Annotated in this window: 24 protein-coding genes and 1 tRNA gene; 2 read left to right on the forward strand and 23 right to left on the reverse strand. The window is 67.1% G+C overall.

What is annotated here, in order from left to right:
- Positions 1–50 precede the first annotated feature (50 nt).
- Complete coding sequence (locus tag AB1446_00285) at positions 51–572, reverse strand: chromate transporter (protein ID MEW6545340.1); 522 nt, start codon at positions 570–572, stop codon at positions 51–53.
- 193 nt (positions 573–765) lie between these two features.
- Here AB1446_00285 and AB1446_00290 point away from each other — a divergent pair, with 193 nt between their 5' ends.
- Positions 766–1,578 (forward strand): CPBP family intramembrane glutamic endopeptidase, encoded by an 813-nt coding sequence (locus AB1446_00290; GenBank protein MEW6545341.1) that lies wholly within the window; start codon positions 766–768, stop codon positions 1,576–1,578.
- Here the strand turns inward: AB1446_00290 and AB1446_00295 are convergent.
- The 22 genes from AB1446_00295 to AB1446_00400 form a co-directional block, all read right to left on the reverse strand.
- Complete coding sequence (locus AB1446_00295; GenBank protein ID MEW6545342.1) at positions 1,575–2,426, reverse strand: HAD-IIB family hydrolase; 852 nt, start codon at positions 2,424–2,426, stop codon at positions 1,575–1,577. The genes AB1446_00290 and AB1446_00295 overlap by 4 nt on opposite strands.
- A gap of 77 nt (positions 2,427–2,503) precedes the next feature.
- Positions 2,504–2,580, reverse strand: a tRNA-Pro gene (locus tag AB1446_00300).
- 54 nt (positions 2,581–2,634) lie between these two features.
- Positions 2,635–2,778, reverse strand: a complete 144-nt coding sequence (locus AB1446_00305; protein ID MEW6545343.1) for a hypothetical protein — start codon at positions 2,776–2,778, stop codon at positions 2,635–2,637.
- Positions 2,779–2,802: 24 nt separating this feature from the next.
- On the reverse strand, positions 2,803–5,388 hold the full coding sequence (clpB, locus tag AB1446_00310) for an ATP-dependent chaperone ClpB (protein MEW6545344.1): 2,586 nt from the start codon (positions 5,386–5,388) through the stop codon (positions 2,803–2,805).
- Between the two features lie 112 nt (positions 5,389–5,500).
- Entirely contained in the window at positions 5,501–6,502 is a 1,002-nt protein-coding gene (locus tag AB1446_00315; GenBank protein MEW6545345.1) for a J domain-containing protein, read from the reverse strand.
- Between the two features lie 90 nt (positions 6,503–6,592).
- Positions 6,593–7,285, reverse strand: a complete 693-nt coding sequence (gene grpE, locus AB1446_00320) for a nucleotide exchange factor GrpE (protein ID MEW6545346.1) — start codon at positions 7,283–7,285, stop codon at positions 6,593–6,595.
- Positions 7,286–7,307: 22 nt separating this feature from the next.
- Complete coding sequence (gene dnaK, locus AB1446_00325) at positions 7,308–9,224, reverse strand: molecular chaperone DnaK (GenBank protein MEW6545347.1); 1,917 nt, start codon at positions 9,222–9,224, stop codon at positions 7,308–7,310.
- 49 nt (positions 9,225–9,273) lie between these two features.
- Complete coding sequence (locus AB1446_00330; protein MEW6545348.1) at positions 9,274–9,735, reverse strand: MerR family transcriptional regulator; 462 nt, start codon at positions 9,733–9,735, stop codon at positions 9,274–9,276.
- A gap of 176 nt (positions 9,736–9,911) precedes the next feature.
- The gene (locus AB1446_00335; GenBank protein MEW6545349.1) at positions 9,912–10,754 is read right to left on the reverse strand and encodes a hypothetical protein; all 843 of its coding nucleotides are present in this window, start codon (positions 10,752–10,754) and stop codon (positions 9,912–9,914) included.
- 144 nt (positions 10,755–10,898) lie between these two features.
- Positions 10,899–11,801: a flavodoxin family protein gene (locus tag AB1446_00340; protein ID MEW6545350.1), complete on the reverse strand. Its 903-nt coding sequence runs from the start codon at positions 11,799–11,801 to the stop codon at positions 10,899–10,901.
- A gap of 99 nt (positions 11,802–11,900) precedes the next feature.
- Complete coding sequence (locus AB1446_00345) at positions 11,901–13,034, reverse strand: acyl-CoA dehydrogenase family protein (GenBank protein MEW6545351.1); 1,134 nt, start codon at positions 13,032–13,034, stop codon at positions 11,901–11,903.
- 91 nt (positions 13,035–13,125) lie between these two features.
- Positions 13,126–14,061 (reverse strand): methylmalonyl Co-A mutase-associated GTPase MeaB, encoded by a 936-nt coding sequence (gene meaB, locus AB1446_00350; protein MEW6545352.1) that lies wholly within the window; start codon positions 14,059–14,061, stop codon positions 13,126–13,128.
- Positions 14,052–14,459 (reverse strand): cobalamin B12-binding domain-containing protein, encoded by a 408-nt coding sequence (locus AB1446_00355; protein MEW6545353.1) that lies wholly within the window; start codon positions 14,457–14,459, stop codon positions 14,052–14,054. The genes meaB and AB1446_00355 overlap by 10 nt, the downstream gene beginning before the upstream one ends.
- 20 nt (positions 14,460–14,479) lie before the next feature.
- Entirely contained in the window at positions 14,480–16,084 is a 1,605-nt protein-coding gene (locus AB1446_00360) for a methylmalonyl-CoA mutase family protein (GenBank protein ID MEW6545354.1), read from the reverse strand.
- Between the two features lie 35 nt (positions 16,085–16,119).
- On the reverse strand, positions 16,120–16,755 hold the full coding sequence (locus AB1446_00365) for a redox-sensing transcriptional repressor Rex (protein MEW6545355.1): 636 nt from the start codon (positions 16,753–16,755) through the stop codon (positions 16,120–16,122).
- 110 nt (positions 16,756–16,865) lie between these two features.
- Positions 16,866–17,753 (reverse strand): class I SAM-dependent methyltransferase, encoded by an 888-nt coding sequence (locus AB1446_00370; GenBank protein ID MEW6545356.1) that lies wholly within the window; start codon positions 17,751–17,753, stop codon positions 16,866–16,868.
- Between the two features lie 95 nt (positions 17,754–17,848).
- On the reverse strand, positions 17,849–18,592 hold the full coding sequence (locus tag AB1446_00375; GenBank protein MEW6545357.1) for an ABC transporter permease: 744 nt from the start codon (positions 18,590–18,592) through the stop codon (positions 17,849–17,851).
- 49 nt (positions 18,593–18,641) lie between these two features.
- Positions 18,642–19,391 (reverse strand): ABC transporter ATP-binding protein, encoded by a 750-nt coding sequence (locus tag AB1446_00380; GenBank protein ID MEW6545358.1) that lies wholly within the window; start codon positions 19,389–19,391, stop codon positions 18,642–18,644.
- Positions 19,388–20,392: a MetQ/NlpA family ABC transporter substrate-binding protein gene (locus tag AB1446_00385; GenBank protein ID MEW6545359.1), complete on the reverse strand. Its 1,005-nt coding sequence runs from the start codon at positions 20,390–20,392 to the stop codon at positions 19,388–19,390. The genes AB1446_00380 and AB1446_00385 overlap by 4 nt, the downstream gene beginning before the upstream one ends.
- A gap of 42 nt (positions 20,393–20,434) precedes the next feature.
- Positions 20,435–21,286, reverse strand: coding sequence for a UbiA-like polyprenyltransferase (locus tag AB1446_00390; protein ID MEW6545360.1), 852 nt, complete (start codon positions 21,284–21,286; stop codon positions 20,435–20,437).
- 31 nt (positions 21,287–21,317) lie between these two features.
- The gene (locus tag AB1446_00395; protein ID MEW6545361.1) at positions 21,318–22,760 is read right to left on the reverse strand and encodes a menaquinone biosynthesis decarboxylase; all 1,443 of its coding nucleotides are present in this window, start codon (positions 22,758–22,760) and stop codon (positions 21,318–21,320) included.
- A 9-nt stretch (positions 22,761–22,769) separates the two neighbouring features.
- Positions 22,770–23,408, reverse strand: a complete 639-nt coding sequence (locus tag AB1446_00400; protein ID MEW6545362.1) for a TetR/AcrR family transcriptional regulator — start codon at positions 23,406–23,408, stop codon at positions 22,770–22,772.
- A 382-nt stretch (positions 23,409–23,790) separates the two neighbouring features.
- On the opposite strand from AB1446_00400, the gene AB1446_00405 reads away from it, so the two are divergent.
- Positions 23,791–24,159: a hypothetical protein gene (locus AB1446_00405; protein MEW6545363.1), complete on the forward strand. Its 369-nt coding sequence runs from the start codon at positions 23,791–23,793 to the stop codon at positions 24,157–24,159.
- Position 24,160: the final 1 nt, after the last annotated feature.

The raw sequence follows: 24,160 nt of genomic DNA on the forward strand, positions 1-24,160 counted from the left end.
CCCCAACCGCCCCCCGCCTCCCGCCTGCTACCAGCCTCGACCACGCGGATTCAGCGGAAGAAGAAGGCACCCGCTGCCAGGGCACCCACGATGACCAGGGCGGGGTGGATGTGGGCAAACTGGATTAGGCCCAGGCTCACCACGGCCACGGCGATCCCCTTCCAGTCCGCGAAGGAGGACGGCACCATCTCCCACACCAGAAGGAGTAACAGTACCACCACCACCGGCTTGACTGCCTTGATCATCCCTTGCACCCAGGGCACCGCCCTGAACATGCCCAGCAGATGGTAAAGGACGAGCATCGCCGCCAGAGACGGCAATACCAGGCCGGCCAACGCTGCCACCACCCCCAGGGGGCCACCCACCTTGTACCCGATGTACCCCGCCATTTTGGTGGCGATGGGCCCCGGAAGGGCATTGCCCATGGCCAGCACGTCCGCGAATTCCTCCGTCGTCATCCAATGGTAGTTGTCCACCGCCTCGATCTCCACCAGAGGGATGGAGGAAGGACCACCTCCGTACCCCAGGACTCCCACCCGCGCGAAGGCCAAAAACAGTTGCCACCACACCATGCTGCGTTCCCTCCTCCAGTGCCAACGCGCCCTTCTCTGCACCGGCGGGAAAAAGCTTCGCTACGGGGACGCCTGGCCCCTGCCCACCGCCCTCGATCGGGCCGGGCTCCACCGGCATCCGCAGGACCAGCGGATAACGCTGGCGAATCTCACCTGGGTCAGAGTCCCGCTGCCTCCAGGGAGTGATGCTACGTTGCGTTCCCGTGCGCGAAAGAGAACCCGTAATCCCGGCCCGATCGAGTATGCGTTTACCGTGGGTACAGTGGCCCTGGTCGGGTACGCCATGGGCCTGGCGCGCCCCCCCACGCTGCTTTACCTCTCCGGCGCGTTGTTCCTGGCCAGCCTGGCCACCTTGCTTCCCCAGGTGCGGCCCTTCCGGGGCGTTGCCACCGCCTTGCTGGGACTGTGCCTGGGTCTCTACCTGGCAGCGCTTACCATACCGGCTGCCCTGCCCGCCGCCATCTCCAACGCCCGCCCCGAAATTGCCAACGCCGCCTTCAAAGCGGTCTGGATCATGACCGCCGTGCTGGTCGCCCTCATCGCAGGATGGAGGCTCCGCGACCTGGGAGCCGGCTGGGGGCGAATCAGCGCGGCATGGTGGGCCCAAGGTGCGGCCATGGCCGCGGCATTCCTGGTCTTCTATCGCTACCTGTACCGTCCTCCCGCGCCGCTGGTGACCAACCTGCCTGGTTACTGGCCATACGCCGCAGGGATCTGCATTTTCTTCGGGATCTCCAACGCCATGGCCGAAGAATACCTGTTCCGCCGCCTGGCGCAGGTACAACTGATCGATTATCTCGGCCCGGCCTGGGGACTGGTAGCTCAGGCGCTGCTGTACGGCCTCATTCACCTCGGACCCTCGTCCCGCCCCAGCGGGCCGGCCGGAGCGCTGGTCATGACCGCCCTGGGATGGTTCCTGGGCAGAAGCGCATACCGTACCGGAGGCCTGGCCCTGGCAGTAGCGGTGCACGCCCTGATCGACGCCTTCATCTTCTGGTGGAGCTAGCTCAGGCAGCCTTGAACACGGCCGGCAAGTTGGTGCGATAGCAGCAGGCGGATAGCGGCAGCCACCGGATGGGGCTCACTCTGATCAATTACCAGGTCCGCGGCTTCCTTGACCTGGTCGCTGGCCCAGGGCATGGCCACCCCGGTGCCGGCCCACCGCAGCATTCCCTCGTCCAGGGGACTGTCTCCCATGGCCACCACATCCCGGGCCGCGATTCCCGCCTGCTCGCAGAGCCGGGCCAGGGCCTGGCCTTTTTCCGCCGCTTCCGGCAGCACCTTCAGGTAGACCAGGGTTCCCGACCGCAGGGGAATGAAACGCGCTCCCCGTTGACGTTCCGGTGGGAAGGCTGTCAGCACCGCCTCAACGGCTTCTTCCCCGAAGATGTCCACCTGAGGTACCGGTACCGCCCCCTGCACCTGGAGTTCCCGGTACGCGGCCGGGACGGAGGGTACCACATGCACCCCGGGCGGGGGCTGTTCGGGTCGGCCCGGCAGGGTGAGCCAGGCCTGCGTATATATCTCATCGTCTACGTACAGCCCGTAAAGGTAGGAACCCCCGGCCAGGAACCCGAGCAGGTCTTCCACCAGATCGGGAGGCAGCAGGTGCAACTCCCTCACCCGCTCCCCAGCTGCATCCACCACCTTGGCACCGCAGTAGCAGATGACCGGGAGGGTAGGCTTAACCTGTGCCACGTATTCGCGGGCCGACAGCCAGCGTCGGCCCGTCGCTATGGTGATCTGGATGTTGCGCCGCCTGGCCTCCTCCAGCGCAGCCAGGTTCTCCGCGCTGATACTGCCATCCCGTCCGAGCAGAGTGTCGTCCAGATCTAGAGCCAGTAACCGTATCACAATTCACCGTTCCTTTCAACTCTCGGTCGGAGACAGTCTGCCGTCCGAGGGAAATGGCCGCGTGAGGCCAAAAGAGATGGTCGGAGCGGCCGGACTTGAACCGGCGACCTCGTGGTCCCGAACCACGCGCCCTACCAAGCTGGGCCACGCCCCGACCTCAAGATCCACGTTCATTATACGGTGGAAGGCCAGCTACTGCAATAGCGCCTCAGGCGTCGGCCCACACCAGGGACACATGGGTGACGTCGAAGCCGGCGGCGACAAGACGGTCAACGCATTCCTTGGGCTCGGTGGTCTTGAGACGCAACACTATCTGCGCCCAACCGGGGATGTCCCGCGGGAATATGGCCACCGCCGGAGCCCCGGCGCAGCGTTGTTAACCTTTCTTCGCCAGCACCAGGTCGTCTCCCTGCCGGTCGACCAGGATGGTGTCGCCAGAACGGAACCTTCCTTCCAGGATGGCGCCCGCCACCCGGTTCGCCACCCGGCGCTCGATGGTACGCCTCAGGGGCCGGGCCCCAAAGACGGGATCGTACCCCTCTTTAGCCAGCAGGTCACGGGCCGCCTCGGTGACCTCAAGGGCCAACCCCTGCTCCTGCAGACGGGCGGCCAGGCGGTCAATCTGGAGATCCACGATGCGCCTGATTTCGGCCGGCCCCAGGCTGTTGAATATGATGATCTCGTCCAGGCGGTTGAGGAACTCGGGACGGAAGTGACCGCGCACGGCCTCCATGACCCGCCGCCGCATCTCGGCATCGTCACGGCCCCCCAGTTCCTGGATCCAGGTGGAGCCCAGGTTGGAGGTCATGATCACCACCGTGTTGCGGAAGTCCACGGTGCGGCCGTGTCCATCGGTGAGCCGACCGTCATCGAGAAGTTGCAGGAGGAGGTTGAAAACCTCGGGGTGGGCTTTTTCCGCCTCGTCGAAGAGGATGATGGAGTAAGGACGGCGGCGCACGGCCTCGGTGAGCTGGCCGCCCTCCTCGTAGCCCACGTAGCCCGGGGGAGCACCGATCAGGCGGGAGACGGTGTGGCGCTCCTGGTATTCGGACATGTCGATGCGGGTGAGGGCCCGCTCGTCGTCGAACAGGAACTCCGCCAGGGCGCGGGCCAGTTCGGTCTTACCCACTCCGGTCGGCCCCAGGAAGAGGAACGACCCCAGGGGGCGGTTGGGATCGGCCAGCCCGGCCCGGGCCCGCCGGATGGCGTCGGAAACCGCCCGCACCGCCTCATCCTGCCCCACCACCCGCTGACGCAGCCGGTCCTCCATCCTCAGAAGCTTCGCCATTTCGCCTTCCAGCAGCCGGGTGACGGGGATGCCCGTCCACCTGGCCACCACCTGGGCGATGTCTTCCTCGTCAACCTCTTCCTTGAGCAGGCGCTGGCCGGGCGGGATGGCCTCAAGTTGTCGGTTGGCCTCTTCCAGTTCCTTTTGCAGGGACAGGCGCACGCCGTAGCGGAGCTCGGCGGCTCTCCCCAGGTCCCCGCGCCGCTCGGCCTGCTCCTCTTCAATGCGGGTGGCCTCGATCTTCTCCTTCAGTTCCCGCACCCGGCCGATGAGCCGCTTCTCTTCTTCCCACCGGGTACGGGCCTCGGCGATGCGCGCCCGCAGCGATTCCAGCTCACTTTCCACCTGGTGCAGCCTCTCCCGCGCCGCCCGGTCATCTTCCCGGGAAAGGGCCTGCGCCTCGATCTCAAGCTGGCGCGCCCGCCGCTCCAGGGAATCGATGGCTGCCGGCACGCTGTCGATCTCGGTCCGCAGCCGGGCCGCTGCTTCGTCCACCAGGTCGATGGCCTTGTCGGGCAGGAACCGGTCCGAGATGTAGCGCGCCGACATGGTAGCCGCTGCTACCAGGGCAGAATCGCGGATGCGTACTCCGTGGTGAACCTCGTATTTTTCCTTCAGGCCCCGCAGGATGCCGATGGTATCCTCCACGGAAGGCTCACCCACGTAGATGGGCTGGAAGCGCCGCTCCAGGGCGGCATCCTTCTCGATGTGCTTGCGGTACTCGTCCAGGGTAGTGGCACCCACGCAGCGGAGTTCCCCGCGGGCGAGGGCGGGCTTGAGCAGGTTGGAAGCATCGACTGCCCCCTCCGCCCCTCCGGCCCCCACCAGGGTGTGCAGTTCGTCGATGAACAGGATGATGCGTCCCTCGGCAGCCTCGATTTCCTTGAGCAGGGCCTTCATGCGGTCCTCGAACTCGCCCCGGTATTTCGTCCCCGCCACCAGGGCCCCGAGGTCAAGCGCCAGCACCCGCTTGTCCTTCAGGGTCTCCGGCACATCCCCGTTGGCCACCCGCTGGGCCAGCCCCTCCACGATGGCGGTCTTGCCCACCCCGGGCTCCCCTATGAGCACGGGATTGTTCTTTGTGCGCCGGGAAAGGACCTGGATCACCCGCCTGATTTCCTCGTCCCGGCCGACGACGGGGTCCAGCTTGCCGCGCCGGGCCAGGTCGGTGAGATCGCGACAGTACCTTTCCAGCACCCGGTACTTGCCCTCGGGTTCGGGATCGGTGACGCGCTGGGTGCCCCGGACCTGGGCCAGAGCCCTCATGACCGACTCTTCGGTTATCCCTGCCCGGCGCAGGGCCTGCCCGGCCGGGCCAGTGTCACCCAGCAGCCCAATCAACAGGTGCTCCGTGGACACGTACTCGTCCTTCAGCCGCCTGGCCACCGCCTGGGCCCCATCCAGGACCCCGGCCAAACGGGGCGACACATACGCCCCCGCCGCGGCACCATAAGCCCTTGGTGCCCGCCCCAGTTCCCTCTCCATCTCGGCGGCCAGGGCTTCGGGATTGGCACCGCACCGCGCCAGCAAGGTGGGCACCAGCCCTTCCTCCTGGCGCAGTAAGGCCAGCAAAAGGTCCTCCGGCTCAACCTGGCTGCGCTGGCCAGACCGGGCCAACGCCTGAGCAGAGGCCAGGGCCTCCTGCGACTTCACGGTGAAACGCTCCGGTTGCACGACACGCGCTCCTCTCTCAACAAACGGGCATCGGGGGACGCCGGCCCGCCGCTCGCGAGGCCTCAACAGACCGGCCTGCAGAAGGCAGGCCTTCCTGCAGGCCCGACCTGCCTCAGCGGGCGGGGGTCTCGGGCCGGAGGCGGGCCAATTCCTCGAACAGCTCCTTCTCGCGCTTGCCCAGGCGGGTGGGCAGTACCACCTTCACCCTGTACAGGAGGTCACCCCGGCCCCCGTCACGGCGGGGGAGCCCCAGCCCCCGCAGCCGCAACACCGCCCCGTTCTGGGTCTCAGGCGGCACCTTCACTTTAACGCGACCGCTGTCCAGGGTGGGTGCCTCCACCTCCGCCCCCAGGACGGCCTCCGTAAGCGAGACGGGCAATTCGTAGACCAGGTCGTCCCCCTCCCGGGTGAAGAGGGGATGGGGCTTCACCCGCACCCGCAGGTACACATCCTGGCCCCCCGCTCCTCCGGGCAGGCGGAGCAATTGTCCATCCCGCACGCCGGGGGGGACCCTCACCTCGAGGCGCCGGGTACCCCCGGGAAGCACCAGTTCCACCTGGCGCTGCGTACCGTGCGCCACCTCTGCCAGGGTGACCTCCAGGGTGCCCGCTTCCTGGGGGCCACCTCCTCCGTTGGGCGTTACCGTCTCTGCCTCGCGGGGAGGCCAGGTCCACCAGAAGGTCCGCCTGCCGCCGGACCTTCCCTCTGCACGTCCCCCGGCCGGGCGCCCCCCTGCAGCCCCGGCCGCCTGGGCCAGCAATTGCTCCAGATCCAGCCCCAGATCGGAGAAGAAGGTGCGGAAGAACTCGGAGAAATCCGCGCCCGCTCCTCCCGTAAATGTGGGACCGAATCCACCTGCCTGGCGCTGGGCACGCTCCCACTGGGACCAGCGGGGCCAGTCCGCACCCAACTGGTCGTAACGGCGGCGCCGCTCCGAGTCGGACAGGACGGCGTACGCTTCGTTGATCTCCTTGAACTTCTCCTCGGCCGCCTTGTCTCCCGGATTGACGTCGGGATGGTACTTGCGCGCCAGCCGCCGGTATGCCTTCTTTATCTCCTCATCGCTGGCGTCCCGGGAAACACCCAGGATGCGGTAGTAGTCCTTGAACTCCACCAGGGCTCACCGCCCCGCTCACTCTCGCACAGGTAGTCCCCAGGGAGCACGCCGGCCTGCGCGGCAGCGTGCACCCCACTGTGCACCCCATCAGTATCCACCGGGGCCAGCCTGCGGGCCATCGCCACGGCCAGGGCTCCCCGGCGGGCCGCCGGCCGCGGGGCGAACTACCCGCACCCGCGCCGGCCGCAGTACTTCCCCGCGATACAGGTATCCTTTCTGCATTTCGTCGGTTACGGTCTCCGCTTCCACGTCGGGCGACTCCCACACGGCCACCGCCTCGTGGAAACGGGGATCGAATGGATTGCCCAGCGCCTGGATCGGCTCCACGCCCTCCTGGCTGAGCATGGTGTCCAGTTGCCGGGAGATCAGTTCCAGCCCCCGGCGCAGGCCATCGGGGTCGGCCGAGGCCATCACCTGGGGCATGAGGGCACGCTGGAAGTTGTCCACGACGTCCAGGAACCGCAGGAGAAGATCCTGCCGGCCGCGCTCCACCAGGCGTTCGACCTCGCGCTCCATGCGGCGCCGGTAATTGTCCAGGTCGGCCCGCGCGCGCAGGAACTGGTCCCAGTTGCGCTCCGCTTCCTGACGCTTGGACTCCAGTTCCGCCCGAGCCGTCTCCTGCTCCGCCAGGGCGCGCTCCAGTTCCGCCCGGGCGGTTTCCAGCTCTGCGCGAACGCGTTCCAGCTCCTCCCGGGCCGAGTCCAGTTCGGCCTTCAACCGCTCTACTTCCCCACGCGGGTCTTCCTCCCGCGGTTGCACGCAGCTCTCAGGATGGGTCACCGGTCACACCTCCGCCCGGCGGCTACTTGTCCCCGTCGCTGGGACGGTACTCGGCGTCAATGACGTCGTCTCCGCCGCCCCGCGACGACCCGGTCGAGGAAGCACCGGAGCCCCCCGACGAGCCCGCGGCACCCGCGGCCTGGCGGTACAACTGCTCGGCCATCCGGTAGGACGCCTGCTGCAATTCCTCCATGGCCGAGCGGATACGAGCTACGTCCTCGCCCTTGGTAGCCTCGCGCAGCGAGGAGATGGCGCGTTCGATGCGGGCCTTCTCGTCGGCTGACAACCTGTCTCCCATATCCTTCATGGTCTTTTCCACCTGGTAGATAAGGGAGTCCGCCTGGTTGCGGGCATCCACCAGGTCGCGCCGGCGCTTGTCATCCTGCGCGTATTGCTCGGCTTCCTTCACCATACGGTCGATCTCGTCCTTGGACAGTTGGGTCGACCCTGTGATGGTAATGTGCTGCTGGCGCCCGGTGGCACGGTCCTTGGCGGTCACATTCAGGATGCCGTTGGCGTCGATGTCGAAGGTGACCTCGATCTGGGGGATGCCACGCGGCGCGGGCGGGATGCCGTCGAGCAGGAACCGCCCCAGGGTCCGGTTGTCCCGGGCGAACTCCCGCTCGCCCTGCAGCACGTGGATCTCCACTGTTGTCTGCCCGTCGGCCGCGGTGGTGAATATCTCGCTCTTGCGGGTGGGAATGGTGGTGTTGCGTTCAATGAGCCTGGTCATCACGCCGCCCAGGGTTTCGATACCCAGGGAGAGGGGAGTGACGTCGAGCAGGACGATATCCTTCACTTCCCCGGCCAGCACCCCGGCCTGGATGGCCGCCCCCACGGCCACCACTTCGTCGGGGTTAACCCCGCGGTGTGGCTCCTTGCCGGTCAGCTTGCGCACCAGCTCCTGAATGGCGGGCATACGGGTAGCGCCACCCACCAGGATGACCTCGTCGATGTCGCGCTCCGTCAATTTCGCATCGGCCAGTGCCTGGCGGAAGGGACCGATGCACCGCTCAGTCAGGTCCCGGGTGATCTCTTCGAACTTAGCCCGGCTGATGCGCTCTTCCAGGTGCTTGGGACCCGAGGCGTCAGCGGTAATGAACGGCAGGGAGATGGTGGTCTCGGGTACCGAGGAGAGTTCACACTTGGCCTTCTCACACGCCTCCAGGAGACGCTGCAGGGCCTGCCGGTCCTTGCGCAGGTCGATCCCCGTTTCCCGCTGGAAGCGGTCGGCCACGTAATTGACCAGCCGCATGTCGTAGTCGTCGCCGCCCAGGTGGGTGTCCCCCGCGGTGGCCTTCACCTCGAATACGCCGTCGCCCACCTCCAGGATGGAGACGTCGAAGGTGCCGCCGCCCAGGTCCCACACCAGGATGGTCTCATTGGACTTCTTGTCCAGACCGTAGGCGAGGGATGCGGCCGTGGGCTCGTTGATGATGCGCAGGACCTCCAACCCGGCGATGCGCCCGGCATCGCGGGTGGCCGTGCGCTGGGCGTCGTTGAAGTACGCGGGCACGGTAATCACCGCTTTGGTGACGGGCTCGCCCAGGTACTTCTCGGCGTCCATCTTCAGCTTCTGCAGGATCATGGCGGAAATCTCTTCCGGGGAAAACTCCTTCCCCGCCGCGGGCAGGTACACGCGTACCGTGTCGTTGGGACCGCGCTTCACCTGGTAAGGGACCCGGTCTCGCTCCATGCTGACCTCATCATAGCGCCGCCCCATGAAGCGCTTGATGGAAAACACTGTATTCGCCGGGTTCAGGACCGCCTGGCGGCGAGCCAGTTGCCCCACCAGGCGCTCGCCCGACTTGGTGAATCCCACCACGGAAGGGGTAAGACGGCTTCCCTCCGCGTTGATGATCACCTGGGGTTTACCGGCTTCCATTACCGCGATGACTGAGTTAGTGGTCCCCAGGTCGATTCCCACGACCTTCGCCATACAGGCGCACCTCCTCGTCCACAATCGTCTCTTCTTGGTGGCTGCCCTCTTAGGCGTCCTCCTCGTCCCTTACCTCAACCGGAATCCGCCGGGCCGCCGAGCCCCCGGCGCCACCGTACACGGAACGACCCGCACCGGGGGGCTCGCGCCCGGACGCAGCGGCGGGCTCGTCGCCGGAACGGCCCCCCGCCTCTTCGTAGACACCGCCGGAACGGCCACCCATCTCGTCGGACAGGATGCCCTCCATGCGGAGGATCAGCTTCACCCCGGCCACGTTTATACGTTCAACGCGGATGAGGTGGCATATCCGCCGCAAGAGGATGAGGTCGTTCTCCGAGTACAGGCGGATGTTGTTCTCGGTGCGGAAAGGACACACCAGCCCGTACCGTTCCAGCACCCGCAGGGTCTGCGGGTTGACCCCCAGGAGGCGGGCAGCCACGCTGATGGTGTATACCGGTTCGTCCGGCCCGTGCAGGCGCAGGGCTGATCCCTCCTCATAAGGATCTTGCACTGGGCATTATAACCTTCTTATCGACCTCCGTCAACACATTGCACCCCCACCCTTCCCGGGCGCTCGATCCGCCCTGGAACCCGCTGCTATCGAGGTGAATGCCGCCACCACAGCACACCCCAGGCGGTCATCCAGCGCCTTCCCCGCCACCCCAGCCCCCGCGCCGTGCCCCGGCGCTACCCGGCGGCGCGACCCCTGCCACGCGGGGAAATAAGACCAGCGCCACGAGCTGCCCGCACCGACAACCCCGCCAGAACGCGGTACAGAAGCAGGTTCAAGGCCTCGTTCGTCCTGATGGCGAGCATCTCCCGGTCATCGGGCCAGGGACTGCGGGGCACCAATTCGCCGCACACGTCTGCCCCCACCAGTTCCCGGGACCTGCGCAACCAGGAGAGCCACCTGGCCAGGTCGGACATAACCAGGGGTCCGCTGCCCCAGGTGGTCCTCGCTTCGCGGAGGACGTCCTTGTCGATGCTCACGTACACCTTCCGGGTGGGAAAAAGCAGGCTGAACTCCTCCGGCAGCTCCCCGCGCACCTGCACCACCCGCTGAGGAGGAACCACCAGCAATTTGGCCCCCGTGCTTCCGTCCCCGGACCGGGGTGCCGCAGCCGCCCCCTGCCCCTCGGCTGCCGCCTCGGCTGCCGCCACCACGACCTGCCTCACGCGGGGCAACCTGACCACCTTCCCCAGCCATGACCCGCAGGTCACAAAACCGGGGATGCCCGGCTGCCCGTCCAGATGACGGTCGAAAACCAAGACCGTCAGAGGTTCACGGGCCTTGCGCCTGATTAGGTGGTACGCCAGGTGGTGGAAATCCCCCGTGCCCAGGAAAACCAAAGGCGGCCCCAGGGAGGCCAGCACACGACTCGCTCGGGCGAACGTCCACAGCGGCGCCATGTACCTGAGCCCTCGCGCTTCCAGGGCCACGCGTTGGGCGGCCATGCGCCACAGCCGCGCCTGCCACCGCAGGGATCCATCCGCGTCTACCACGGCAAACCCGGGATCCGGCACCTTCATGGCATCAGGACGTTGACGGCACCCGTAAGACCACGGGCCATGCCATTCACCGCCTCCATTATACCCATTCCCGCACCAGAAACCTCCCCGGGCCTTCACCGGGTGCCATTTTATGCCAGGGGCAAGTCCCCGCGAAAGGTGGTGTCAGGAGGGCGGGGATATCCACCAGTTGTCCATAGCCCGGTACCGGTCGCGTAACGGGCGGATGGCACCCCGTCGGGCCAGGTACAACTCGCGCGTGCTCGTGACCCAGCCCTCAATGTGTTCGCGGGCGGGGACCGGGTCCCACCGGTGCCCATGGGGACCGGGCGTAACGAATTCACCCACCCCGCCCGGGTGCAACGGCGCCCGACACGAGCACAGCGGGCACTCCACCTCACCCCGGCCCACCCGCAGCACCTGGCTGCCACAGAACGGGCAGGCAAAAATCCCTCCCTCAAAACGGGCAGCGCGCTTGCTGGCAGGCGTCTGGAAGGCCGATGCCGCGCCGGCGGGCGCTTCTTCAGCAACGACGAGGCGCCCCAGGGCGCGGGCCCGTTCCATCAGTCCTTCCTCCAGCAACACCTCCCCCGGGCCGGGGGCGTAGGCCTCCAGCCAGCCCACCGGATGGGCCTGCATGGCAAGCAGGAGCAGGTTGAGCAGGCCGGCACCGAAGGGATTCCATCCCCGCAGGCCGGCCACGCTGATGGCAGCACCCCGGCGCCCCCGCCTCCCCAGCTCCTCCACCTGGTGACCGAGCATGAGGTAACGATCCAGGACAAGCTTGATCACTCCCGCCGGCCCCAGAACGTAGGTGGGGGCCCCCACCACGAGGGCATCAGCAGCCGTCATCTGCTCGAACAACCAGGGCACGTCGTCGCCCAGCCGACACGGGCGACGGCTGAAGACGCAGGACATGCAGCCGTCGCACGGGAGGATGCGCAGGTCGGTGAGCCTCACCATGGCCACCTCGGCTCCGGCCTCCTGCGCCCCCGCCAGCGCTTCCTTGACCAGGATTTCCGTGTTGCCGAGGCGGCGCGCCGAACCCACCAGACCCAGCACCTTCATGGCACCCACTCTCCCCCGGGGCAACACCTGACGGAGCATCCCCATCCGTAGCTCATGACGGTAAGCACCACGTGCCCGACGACAATGTCAGATAAATCCTCAACGGAAAAGTTGGCCCGCGATTACCACCCGCATGATTTCGGAGGTCCCCTCGTAGATCTCCGTCACCTTGACGTCGCGCATGAGGCGCTCCACGGTATAGTCCCGCAGGTACCCGTACCCGCCGTGGATCTGCACCGCTTCCTCACAGCAGCGCATGGCCATGCGGGTGGCAAAGAGCTTGGCCTGGGCCGCCTCTCTGGTGAACCGCTCCCCCCGGTCGGCCAGGGAGGCCGCCCGGTGACACAGCAGGCGGGCGGCATCGATGTCGGTGGCCATGTCCACCAGCTTCCACTGGATACCCTGGAAGTTCAGGATGGGCTGTCCGAACTGCTCGCGTTTGCGGGCGTAATCGCGGGCCCGCTCGTATGCGGCTCGCGCTATCCCGATCGCCTGGGCGGCAATGCCCACCCTTCCCCGATCCAGCCCCGACAGGGCGATCCTGAACCCCTCCCCCTCACGCCCCAGCCGGTTTTCCTCCGGGACCCGGCATCCCTCCAGGTAGACGGCAGTGGTGACGGACGCGCGCAGGCCCATCTTCTCGAGGGGTGGTCCGAAGGAAATACCGGGCCGCTCCTTCTCGACCAGGAAGGCGGTGAGGCCGCGCGACCCCTGGGTGCGGTCGGTAGAAGCTATCACCAGATATAACCCGGCCACGCCCCCGTTGGTGATGAACATCTTTTGGCCGTCCAGTATGTACCAGGAACCTTCCCGGCGGGCGGTGGTCTGCAAGGCCCCGGCGTCGGATCCGGCGCCGGGCTCGGTGAGGCAAAACGCCCCCAGCACTTCGGCCTTCCCCAGGGCGGGAAGAAAGCGGCGCTTCTGCTCCTCCGTCCCCCAGGCCAGGATGGATCCCGCCACCAGGGCGCTGTGCACTCCCCAGATGAGCGCACAGGAGGCGCAGGCGCGGGCGACTTCCTCCATGCAGACGGCATAGGCCAGCAGTCCCTGCCCCATCCCGCCGTATTCAGGTGGGAGCATAAGGCCGAAGTAGCCCTCGTCGGCCAGCCGCCGCACGCTCTCCCAGGGGAAAGAGGCCTCGCGGTCACACACTGCCGCCCGCGGTTCCAGTTCCCGGCTGGCGAGCTCGGCCACCCTGCGCCGCAACTCTTCGTACTGGCTGTCCACGATCACCCCGTCAAGCCCCCCTTCTTGAAGCCCGTCCCTTCCGAGATCTCTCTGGTCACACTGCACGAGGCACAACGGCCCCACCCGTCTACGCGGGTCAGCTCCGGATACCGTCGGCCAGCATGGCGGCGGCCGTGTAGGGATCGATCCTGCGGGCGGCCACCTCCTCCAGCAGCCCCGGCACGAGGCCCCGTTCCCCAGCCCGGCGCCAGGCTTCTTCCAGCAGCCGGGCGGTGAGGATGCCCCTCACCTCGGCCTCCGCCCGTGCCTTCATCTTGTCCCGCCAGAGTCCCGTCTGCCGGGCAAAATCCCGGTGATTCATCAGGGCCTGCCACAGCTCGGGGACCCCTGAGCCTTCCCGGGCCACCGTGAGCAGCACCGGGGGACGCCAGGCACGAGAGCCTGCCAGGTCGAGCATGGCCTCGAGTTCCCGGGCCAGGCGAGCCGCTCCCTCCTGGTCGGCCTTGTTCACGGCAAACACGTCCCCGATCTCCATGATGCCGGCCTTGAAAACCTGCACCTCATCGCCCATGCCGGGGGTTACCAAAACCAGGGTGGTGTGGGCGTAACGCATGATATCCACTTCCGCCTGCCCCGCCCCCACGGTTTCCACAAAGATAACCTCGAAACCCGCGGCATCCAGCAGCCACACCACATCACCCGTGGCCCGCGACAGGCCCCCCAGAGAGCCCCGTGTAGCCAGGCTGCGGATGAAGACGCCTTCGTCCAGGGCGTGCTCCTGCATGCGGAGCCGGTCTCCCAGGAGCGCCCCACCGGTGAAGGGGCTGGTGGGGTCTACCGCCACCACCCCCACGGTGAAACCCTGGCGGCGGCAGTGGCCCGTCAGGGCCCCCACCAGGGTACTCTTTCCTGCCCCGGGGGCTCCGGTGACACCCACGACAAAGGCATTCCCGGTATGCGGGAACGCCTCTTTCACCAGTTGCCGACCTTCTTCGCCCCCGTCCTCAACCCTGGAAATGGCCCGGGCCAGGGCCCGCCGATTGCCGCGCCTGATCTCGTCTACTAGCGACATTCCTGTCCCTGCAACCTCTCCTTGACGAACCGGGCGATTGCTTCCGTCGAAGTTCCCGGCCCGAACACGGCCGCCACGCCGTGTTCCTGCAAGAACGGCACGTCCTCCTCCGGGATTATACCACCCACCAGCACCAGGACGTCTTCCCTGCCCTTTTCCCGCAGCAGTTCCACCACCCGCGGCACCAGGGTGTTGTGAGCCCCGGAGAGGATGCTCAGTCCTACCACGTCCACGTCCTCCTGCACCGCCGTCTCGGCGATCTGCTCCGGAGTCTGGTGCAGGCCGGTGTAGATGACCTCCATGCCGGCATCACGCAGGGCCCGCGCCACCACCTTCGCCCCCCGGTCGTGGCTGTCCAGCCCGGGCTTGGCAATCAAAACGCGCACCGGCCGCTTCACCCTTTCACCCCCACTGAACCTCAGTACAGGGCGGGCTCCCGGAAGGTACCGAAAACACCGCGCAGCGTATCCATCATTTCCCCCAGGGTGCAGTAAGCACGCACGCACTCCAGGATGGGGTACATCAGGTTGCCCGTGCCACGGGCCTCCTCTTCCAGCCGCCGCAGGCATTGCCGAACCACGCCCTCGTCACGTCCCGCCTTCACCTGCCGCAGGTGGGCAATCTGCCGCCGCTCCACCTCGGGATCGACGCGCAGGATGGGGATGGAGATCTTCTCCTCCACCACGTACTTGTTGACCCCCACCACCACCTGCTCTCCCGTCTCGAGCGCCTTCTGGTACCGGTAAGCGCTGTCGGCGATCTCCCGCTGGGGGAAGCCCGCTTCGATGGCCCTGATCATCCCGCCCAAAGCCTCGATCCTGCGGAAGTACTCTTCCGCCTGCTCCTCCATCTGGTTGGTGAGCGCCTCCACGAAGTAAGACCCGGCCAGGGGATCGATGGTGTTCGCCACGCCCGACTCCTCCGCCAGGATCTGCTGGGTGCGCAGGGCAATGCGCACCGCCTTCTCGCTGGGGAGAGCCAGGGCCTCATCCATGGAGTTGGTGTGCAGGGACTGGGTGCCGCCCAGCACGGCAGCCAGGGCCTGGACGGTGGTGCGGACAATGTTGCACTCGGGTTGCTGGGCGGTGAGAGAACAACCAGCCGTCTGGGTGTGGAAGCGCATCAGCCACGAACGCGGGTTGCGCGCGGCGAAACGCTCCCGCATGTGCCGGGCCCAGATGCGCCGGGCAGCCCGGTACTTGGCCACCTCCTCGAACAGGTCGTTGTGGGCGTTGAAGAAAAAGGAGAGGCGGGGAGCGAAGTCGTCCACGTTAAGCCCCCGTTCGATCCCGGCCTGCACATAAGCGAAACCGTCCGCCAGGGTGAAGGCCAGCTCCTGCACCGCGGTGGCACCCGCTTCCCGGATGTGATATCCGGAAATGGAGATGGTGTTCCACCGCGGCACATGGCGGGCACCGAACTCGAAGGTATCCACTATCAGGCGCATGGAAGGCGCAGGGGGGAATACGAAGGTCTTCTGGGCGATGTACTCTTTGAGGATGTCGTTCTGGATGGTGCCGGATACCTCATCCCAGCTCACTCCCTGCTTCTGGGCCACCACCAGGTACATGGCCCACAGGATGGCCGCGGGAGCGTTGATGGTCATGGAGGTGGACACCTGGCCGAGCGGGATACCTCGGAACAGTCTCTCCATATCATCCAGGGTGTCGATGGCCACCCCCAGCTTGCCCACCTCGCCCGAGGCACGGGGGTGGTCGGAATCATACCCTAAGAGAGTAGGGAAATCGAAGGCCGTGGAGAGACCCGTCTCCCCGTGCTCCAGGAGGTACTTGAAGCGGGCGTTGGTGTCTTCGGCCGTACCGAATCCAGAGAACTGGCGCATGGTCCAGAGCCGGCCACGGTACATGGTAGGGTACACCCCGCGCACGAAGGGGTACTGGCCCGGGTCCCCCAGGTCGCGCTCGTAATCCAGCTCGGCGATGTCCTCCGGGCGATAAACGGCCTTGATCACCTGCCCCGACACGGTGGTGAACACACCCTTCCGCTCGGCGGCATCGGGCATGTTAATCCCCTCCCCCTAATGGTGTCGCCTTGCCGCTACAGGTAGAAAGCCAGTTGCTCCAGTTCCAGACTTACGTCAGATTGCTGCAGGTGGACCTGAGGAGGGACCTGCAGTTTGCAGGGAGCAAAGTTGAGGATGGCCCGTACCCCGCCCGCAACGCAGAGGTCTGCCACGGCTTGGGCCGCGGAAGCAGGCACGGCGATCATCATGATTTTCAGCTTCAATTCCCGGGCCAGGGTGGGGATGGAAGAGGACGGCGAAACCTCCACGTTGTCGATCCGGCTGCCCACCTTGGCGGGGTCGTTGTCGAACAGGGCTACCAGGCGAAAGGGATAATTCTGGTCGGCCGCCCAGCGCCTCAGGGTGTACCGGGCCAGGGCCGTGCCCAGTTCACCCACGCCCACGATGCCCACGTTGAGCGGGCGGCTGATGTTCAGGATGCGGCGCAGCTCATCACGCAAAAAGCGGGCCTGGTACCCCACACCCTGTTTCCCAAACTCGCCAAAAAGAGCCAGATCCTTGCGCACCTGGGCTGCCGACACGCCGGCTCTATCCCCCAGCTCCTGCGAGGAGATAAAGCGGTCGTGATCGCCGGGCCCCAGTTCCTCCAGCACGCGCAAATACATGGCCAGCCTGCGCACCACTACGTCGGGGACCCGCCTTCTCCGCACCGGTAGCCCCCCTCGCCGGCTGGATTTGGCCCTTCATCCAGACTATTCTACGGAGGCCGGCCCCTTCCCTGTTTGAAGTACCCGACCCCACTACCTCAAGCGGGACCACCCTACCCCCCGCTGGCTCCAGAGCGGGTACGGGGCACGGTTCCCCAGTGCAGGGCCGCCACACCAGGGGGCAGCACGCGGTACTGCACCTCCGTCAGACCGGCTGCTGCGAATGCGGCCGCCAGATCCCCCAGGTCTGGCAGGTAGGCCAGCGACCGGGGAAGGTAACTGTAAGGACGCAAGGGGCCCCCGGCCACCGGCCGCCTGAACCCGGCCAGCAACCCCAGCAGGGGTACGACGGTGTAAAAGTACGGGTAAAACCAGGCTCGCACCCAGCGGGAGGGAGGCCGGCACACTTCCAGGGCAACCACCCTCCCCCCCGGCCTCACCACTCGCGCCATCTCGGCCAGGCAGCGGGGAATGTCGCTCACGTTGCGCAGTGCAAACCCGATGGCGGCACAGTCGAAGGACCCGTCCGGGAAAGGCAGCTGCAGGGCATCCCCCGTCACGAAGTGGATCTCGACCGGTTCACCTTCTGCGGAGGCGAACTCCAGCGAGCCGGGGCCCGCGTGCCGGCCCCTGCCGGGCCCGGTACGGCCGGTGCGAGTGGCCTGCCAGTGAGCGGCTTTGCCGCGCGCGATGGCCAGCATGCGGGGTGAGAAGTCGAGCCCCACCACCCGGCCCCCGGGCGCTACCTGCCGGGCCATGATGAGGGCGAGTTCGCCGGTTCCGCAGCACACATCCAGGGCCGCCTGCCCGGGCCGCAGGAAGGTGACCTGTGCGAAACACCGCTGCCAGCGCAAAACATAACCCCCCGTCATCACGGTGTTCATGAGATCGTACCGGGGGGCAATGGTGTCAAAAAGCTTCCGCACGAAGGCCTCCTTTTCCTGCCCCGGGCGTGGCAGCCCGCCGCCATCACCGCTTTGCCGGTCGGATTGGGGGTGCACACCGGGGCCACCTCCATGCGGCCCGGGCTGCGGCGCCGGGGCGAGGCCAGCCGTCCGGTGTGGGGGTAGCCGGGCGGGGGCGGTCTTGCGGGAGGTCATACGAAGCGCCACGGGCAGGCTACCCGTTCCAGCAGGTCGAGTACAAGGTACAGGCCCATCCCCAGGGCCGCCATGGCCAGCACGCCGGCAAACACGTCGTCCCACCCCAGCCTGGTCCAGGCCAGCATGATGAAGTAGCCGATCCCGCTCTGGGAAGCCCACGTTTCCGCCAGGAAGAGTACGGCGATGGCGGTGCCCAGCCCCACCCGCAGGGACGTGAAGACGGCGGGCAGCACCGCCGGCCATACCACATGCCGGTACACATCCAGCGCGGACGCCCCCAGGGAGCGCATGGAATGCAGAAACTGAGGGGACAGGCACCGGGAGGCGTCGCGCGTACCCACCAGCACCTGAAAGAACACCACCAGCCACACCATGAAGATGCGGGCGGCATCCCCCAAGCCCAGTACCGCCATCACGACCGGGAGGAAGACGCTCTTGGGGACCGGATACGTCAGGTAGATGGCGGGTCCCGCCAGGCGGTCGGCGGCGCGCGCCTGACCGAGCACCAGCCCCAGGGGGACAGCAGTGACTGCGGCCAGGGAGAGACTGGCCACCACCCGCCACGTGGATACCGCGGTGTGGTACCCAAGGCCCTGCCCCCAGGAGCGCACCAGGGCACCCACGGCCGCTACCGGAGTAGGCAGAGCCGGGAGGGCGAGCACCGCGCTCATCACCCACCAGGTCCCCAGGAGGAACGCCAGGACGAACAGGTAGGGGAATATCCTGCGCTCACCCAACCGCGACCCTCCCCCGGTTGACGCGACGCCCTCATTCCCGCGGGCAAGATCAGGCACTGCGGGCCACCGTCCCCGGACGGCACATCTCCCGCAGCCTGGTACACAGGGCCAGGAACTGCGGCGATGCCCGGTAGCCGGGCTGCAGCGCGCCCGGGTTGCTCACCTGATGGGTGATCCGGCCGGGCCCCATCACCAGTACCTTCTGCCCCAGGAACGCAGCCTCGGCGATGTCGTGGGTCACCAGCACGGCCGTGATCTCTCCCCGCCGGAATACCTCTGCTACCAGTTCCTGCATACCCTCCCGGGTGAGGGCATCCAGGGACGAAAACGGCTCGTCCATGAGCAGGAGGTCCGGCTGCAACGCCAGGGCACGGGCGATGGCCACCCGCTGCCGCTGTCCCCCGCTGAGCTGCGCGGGAAACCGGTCCCGCAGTTCCCACAGGCCCAGTTCCCGCAGCAGCCTTTCCACCAGCGGGCGCTCCGCCGGCAGCCGTCCCCGGATCTGCAGCCCCAGAGCGGCGTTGGCCCACACTGTCTTCCAGGGGAAGAGGCCGTAGTCCTGCAGGATGAGGGCCGTCCGTTCGCGGGGACCCCGCACCGGCTGGCCGTCCACCCGCGCTTCGCCGAAGCGGGGAGGGAGGAGCCCCGCCAGGACGTGCAGCAGGGTGGTCTTGCCGCAACCGGAGGGACCGATGATGGCACAGGTACTCCCCCGGGGGATGGAAAAGGACACGCCCGCCAGCGCCACCACGGGCGGTCGCCCCGGATATTCCACGTGGAGATCCCTGACCTCGATCACTTGGCCGCCTCCGCCGCAAAGCGCCCGTCGATCAGATCCTCGTAACGCAGGGGCTGCTTGAGAAGGCCCTTCTCCCCCAGCCAGTTGAGGGCGTCTTCCACCTGCGTGCGGGTGGGCAGCACCAGACCGGGGAAGTTCAGGGTGCGGTACCAGTCCAGCACTTCCTTGGGGACACCGGCCTTCTCGGTGAGCAAATTGGAGAAAGCCATGGGGTCGGCGTTGATGTCTGCCACGGCACGGGCATATGCCCGCATCGCCTTCTTCACCTGCTCCGCCTTCTCCTCGAGCACGCTGCTCCGGAAAAGGACCACGGCCTGCGAGATGTTGTCGGCGGTGTCATCGACGACCAGGTGAGCCCCCCGCTTCTCCGCCAGGGCGGCAAAGGGATCGGGGAGGGCCGCCGCCGGCACCTTCCCCGCCATGAGCAGTTCGAAGCGCACCGGGATCTTGGCCACCGCCATGGTCTTGATCTCGTCCGCCCGGAAACCGCGGTTCCGGAGGAGCCGGGTGACCGTGTACTCGATCAGGGAGTTGGGGGAGACGGCGATCTCCTTGCCCCGGAGGTCGTCCACGGTGAGGGTGGTCCCGGGCGGGCTGAGGATGGCGATCCGCCCCTCCGTCCCTTTCGCCCCCAGGGTGAGGCTGACCACGCCCACCCGCGTTCCGCCCGCGTGGAGCAGGGCCACCGCGACCAGGTCCGCCACTGCCCCGTCGATTTCTCCTGCCGTGAGTGCGGCATCGCGTTCCGCAGCGCTGGCGAACGTCTTCAGGTTCACCGTCACGCCTTCCTGTTTGAAGTAGCCCTGACGCTCGGCCACCCAGAACGGCAGAGTGTCCTCGATGGGAATGAGTCCCAGGGTGAGGGCGGGCGGGGCGGGTGGACGTGCACATCCCGCCAGCGTGGCGCCCACAAGCGCCACCAAACATGCCCCCAAGACACACAACCGCGCGCTCACGCCCCTCACGCGCCTCACGTTGCCCACACTACTCGCACCGCTCATTGCGCCTCGTCCTCCCTCATCCTCGTCCCAGCTCGGCTTCCCTCAGCCGAGCACCGCGGACAGGGCCGTGGTAATGAAGAAGACCACGCTTATGACACCGTTCAGATCGAAAAACGCCCGGTTCAGACGGGAAAGGTCGGCGACCGACAGGATGCTGTGCTCGTACACCAGAAGGCCGGCCATGATCAGCAGTCCCAGGGCGTACCAGAATCCCGCTCCCAGCACAGGCATCACCCCCAACAGGCACAACCAGGCCACCGCGTGCACCACCACCGACCACCGCAACGCGTTCCTGACGCCGAAACGGACCGGTATGGAACGCACACCGTGCGCCCGGTCGAAATCCACGTCCGCCAGGGCGTACAGGATGTCAAAACCCGCCACCCACAACCCCGCCCCCACTCCCAAAAGGAGGGCAGCCGGATGGGCGCGGCCGGTGACCGCAATCCATCCCCCGAAGGGGGCCGCGAACTCTGCCAGGCCCAGCACGAAGTGACATCCCCAGGTTAAGCGCTTGGTGTACGGGTACACCACCAGCACCACCAGGGCAACGGGGAAAAGCTTCAGGCACAGGGGATTCAGCATCGCCGCCGCCAGGGCCAGGAGACCAAGGGACACCGTTACGAGGGCCACTACCTCGCCCGGCTTGACCAGCCCGCGGGGAAGGTGCCAGTGAGATGTGCGCGGATTCAAGGCATCCAGGGCGCGATCCACCAGCCGGTTCAGGCCCATGGCCGCCGTGCGCGCCCCCACCATGGCCACCGTCACCCAGAAGAAGTCGTGGAAGCTGGGCCAGCCCCGGGAGGCAAGGAATGTGGCGGCATACGCAAAGGGCAGGGCGAACACGGTGTGCTCCCAGCGCACCAGCTCGGCAAGGTGCACCAGCTTACGCACCAGGCCGCGCCAGGCAGAAGAAGTAGCGCTGCTAGCGGGAGCCAAGGCCGTACTCCTCCCAACGCCGGTCCACCAGTTCCCGGATCTCGGGGCTCATCTCGGCCCGGGCCGGCCAGGGACGGACCTGCCCTTCGCCGGGCCACTTGCGGGTGGCGTCTATGCCCATCTTGGTCCCGTATGCCGGGTACGGGGCGGCGTGATCCAGGGCGTCCACCGGTCCCCACACCACGGTCACGTCCCGGCCGGGGTCCACACTGGTACCCACCACCCAGGTCACCTGGCGGTAGTCGTGGACGTCCACATCCTCGTCCACCACCACCACCACTTTGGTGAGGGCCAGCAGCCCCAGCCCCCACAGCGCCGACATCACCTGGCGGGCGTGGCCGGGGTACCGCTTCCTGATAGACACGATGGCCAGATTGTGGAACACCCCTTCCACCGGCAGGTCCAGATCCACCAGGTCCGGGACCAGCAGGCGGAGCAGCGGCATGAAGATACGTTCGGTGGCCTTGCCCAACCAGGCGTCCTCCATGGGAGGGGGGCCCACCACCGTGGCCGGATACACCGGGTTGCAACGGCGCGTCAGGGCCGTGAGGTGAAACACCGGGTAGGGCTCCGGGGGCGAGTAGTACCCGGTGTGATCCCCGAAGGGCCCCTCCACCCTCTCTTCCCCCACCTCCACGTAACCTTCCAGGACGAACTCCGCTTCCGCCGGTACTTCCAGGTCCACGGTGACTGCCCTCACCAGTTCCACGGGGGCCTGGCGGAGGAAGCCAGCGAAGAGAAACTCGTCAAGCCCGGCGGGCAAAGGGGCCGTTGCTGCGTAAATGGTGGCAGGATCGCCCCCCAGGGCCACGGCCACGGGCAGCCTCTCCCCGGGCGACAGCGCTCGGGCGTGGCGGGCACCGTCCTTGTGCACGTGCCAGTGCATGCCCAGGGTGCGATCGTCGTGAACCTGCATCCGGTACATGCCCACGTTGGTCTTGCCGCTCACCGGGTCGCGCGTTATCACCAGGGGCAGGGTGAGGAAACGCCCCCCGTCACCCGGCCAGCACTGCAACACCGGCAGCTTCTCCAGAGACGGGCTCTCCTCCACCACTTCCTGGCAGGGTGCCCGGGTTACCCGGCGGGGGAAGAAAGAGGCCACCTGGGCCAGCCGCGGGAGAGCCCGCATCCTGTCCCCCCAGCTTTCCAGACGGGGCAAATCCAGCCACGATGCCAGACGCCGCCCGATTTCGTCGGGGTCGTCACCCAGGGCCAGCCTCACTCGCGACGGGGTCCCGAAGAGGTTCATGGCCACGGGGTAGGGCGACCCCCTGGCCTTTTCGAAAAGGACGGCCGGACCTCCCCGGCGCACCAGACGGGCGGCCACTTCCGCCATCTCCAGCACGGGGTCGACCTCCACCTTCACCCGGCGGAGTTCCCCCCTTCTCTCCAGCTCAGCCAGATACTCACCCAGGTTCCGGTACGCCACCGCCCCACCTCACCTCCCCCGCCGGCGGGACGCCTGCGCTGGGCCGGCATGGCCGGCCGCCGCAGAACCCGCGCCGATGCCCCGCAGGTTGTAAGCGACCAGGGCGGGAAGAGCCTCCTCCAGGTCGGGGACGTCACCCCGCACCCACGCCAGCAGTATCTCGGCGAAAGAGCCCACCCAGGCCCATGCCGCCACACGGGTATCAAGGGGCGGGATGAGCCCGGCGGCACATGCTTCCTCGAGATCCTGGGCCACGTACGCCGCAAACAGCCGATGGAGTTCGGCCAGCCTCTCCTCGCAGGATGGCAGTGCCCCGGGCGCCTGCAGAAGGGCGACTCGGGCCAGGTCCCGGTGGGCCGAAAAAGACCGCACAGCCCCCTCAAGGGACGCAGCCAGCTTGGCCACCACGTCGGGCCGGCCCTGGCGGGCCTGCACGATGCCCTCCAGCACGGCCCTGGTCCCCCGGTCGATGAGGGCCAGAAAAAGTTCCTCTTTGCTGGGGAAGTACAGGTACACCGTGCCTGTGGCAACGCCGGCCTCCTGCGCCACGTCTTTAACGGTGGTGGCAGCGTAACCCCGGGCCGCGAAAACCCGCTCCGCGGCATCCAGGATCATCGTTTCCTTCTCCAGCCGCTTCTCTGCTTCCATCTACCGCCCCGCCCCATACCCGCCGCTGCCGCTCCCTGCACCGCGCGGCTGAATGACGGTTCATTCAGTCCCAAGGCTACCACCTCAGCCTTCAGCAGTCAAGACCGTCCCTCGAAACTCAACAATAACTACGGCTACCTGTGGCACTGCTGAGACGCCGGGCGTACACCTCTCCCGACGGTTTGCGCCGGGGGATCGCACCCCGGAAGCGGGGAAAGACCATCTCCGGGCGGGCCGTGCGGCCTTACGGCAACCGGTGCCGGCCTCCGAGGTGACGAAAATCTGTCCGCTACACGAAAGATGCTACTCAACCGGCGCAGGATTCGCCGGGCGCAATACAGAATCAAGACTCGGCGACCGATCCTTCCCCTGGAGCACACCCTTGAAAGAGGTCGGTGCGGAACAGTGGCCGGTCCGTTCTTTCTTTGCCCTGCTCAGCCGGGCGGGGCTGGAAGGGGTCCGCATGCATGCCTGGGGATACTGCCGGGCGCCCGACGACGCCCGGCTGCCCCCGCCGGAGAGGGTCCGTCTGCGTGAACAGCAGTACCGGGTTGCACGGGAGCAACTGGAGTCCTTGCGGAAAAGCGGAGAGGCCGAAGTCCTGTTTCAGCACGGACTCACTCCGGGCGAACTCGAGGAACTGATCCAGTTGTGCGAGGCCCGCTTCCGGTGGAGTCTGGAACACCCCCTCTACGACTGGGAGGCGGGCCTGTCAGTAGTGGTCGCGGGGCAAAAGCCCCGGAGACGGTGAG

Source organism: Bacillota bacterium (assembly GCA_040757085.1).
Lineage (GTDB): Bacteria > Bacillota > Sulfobacillia > JACIYH01 > JACIYH01 > JACIYH01.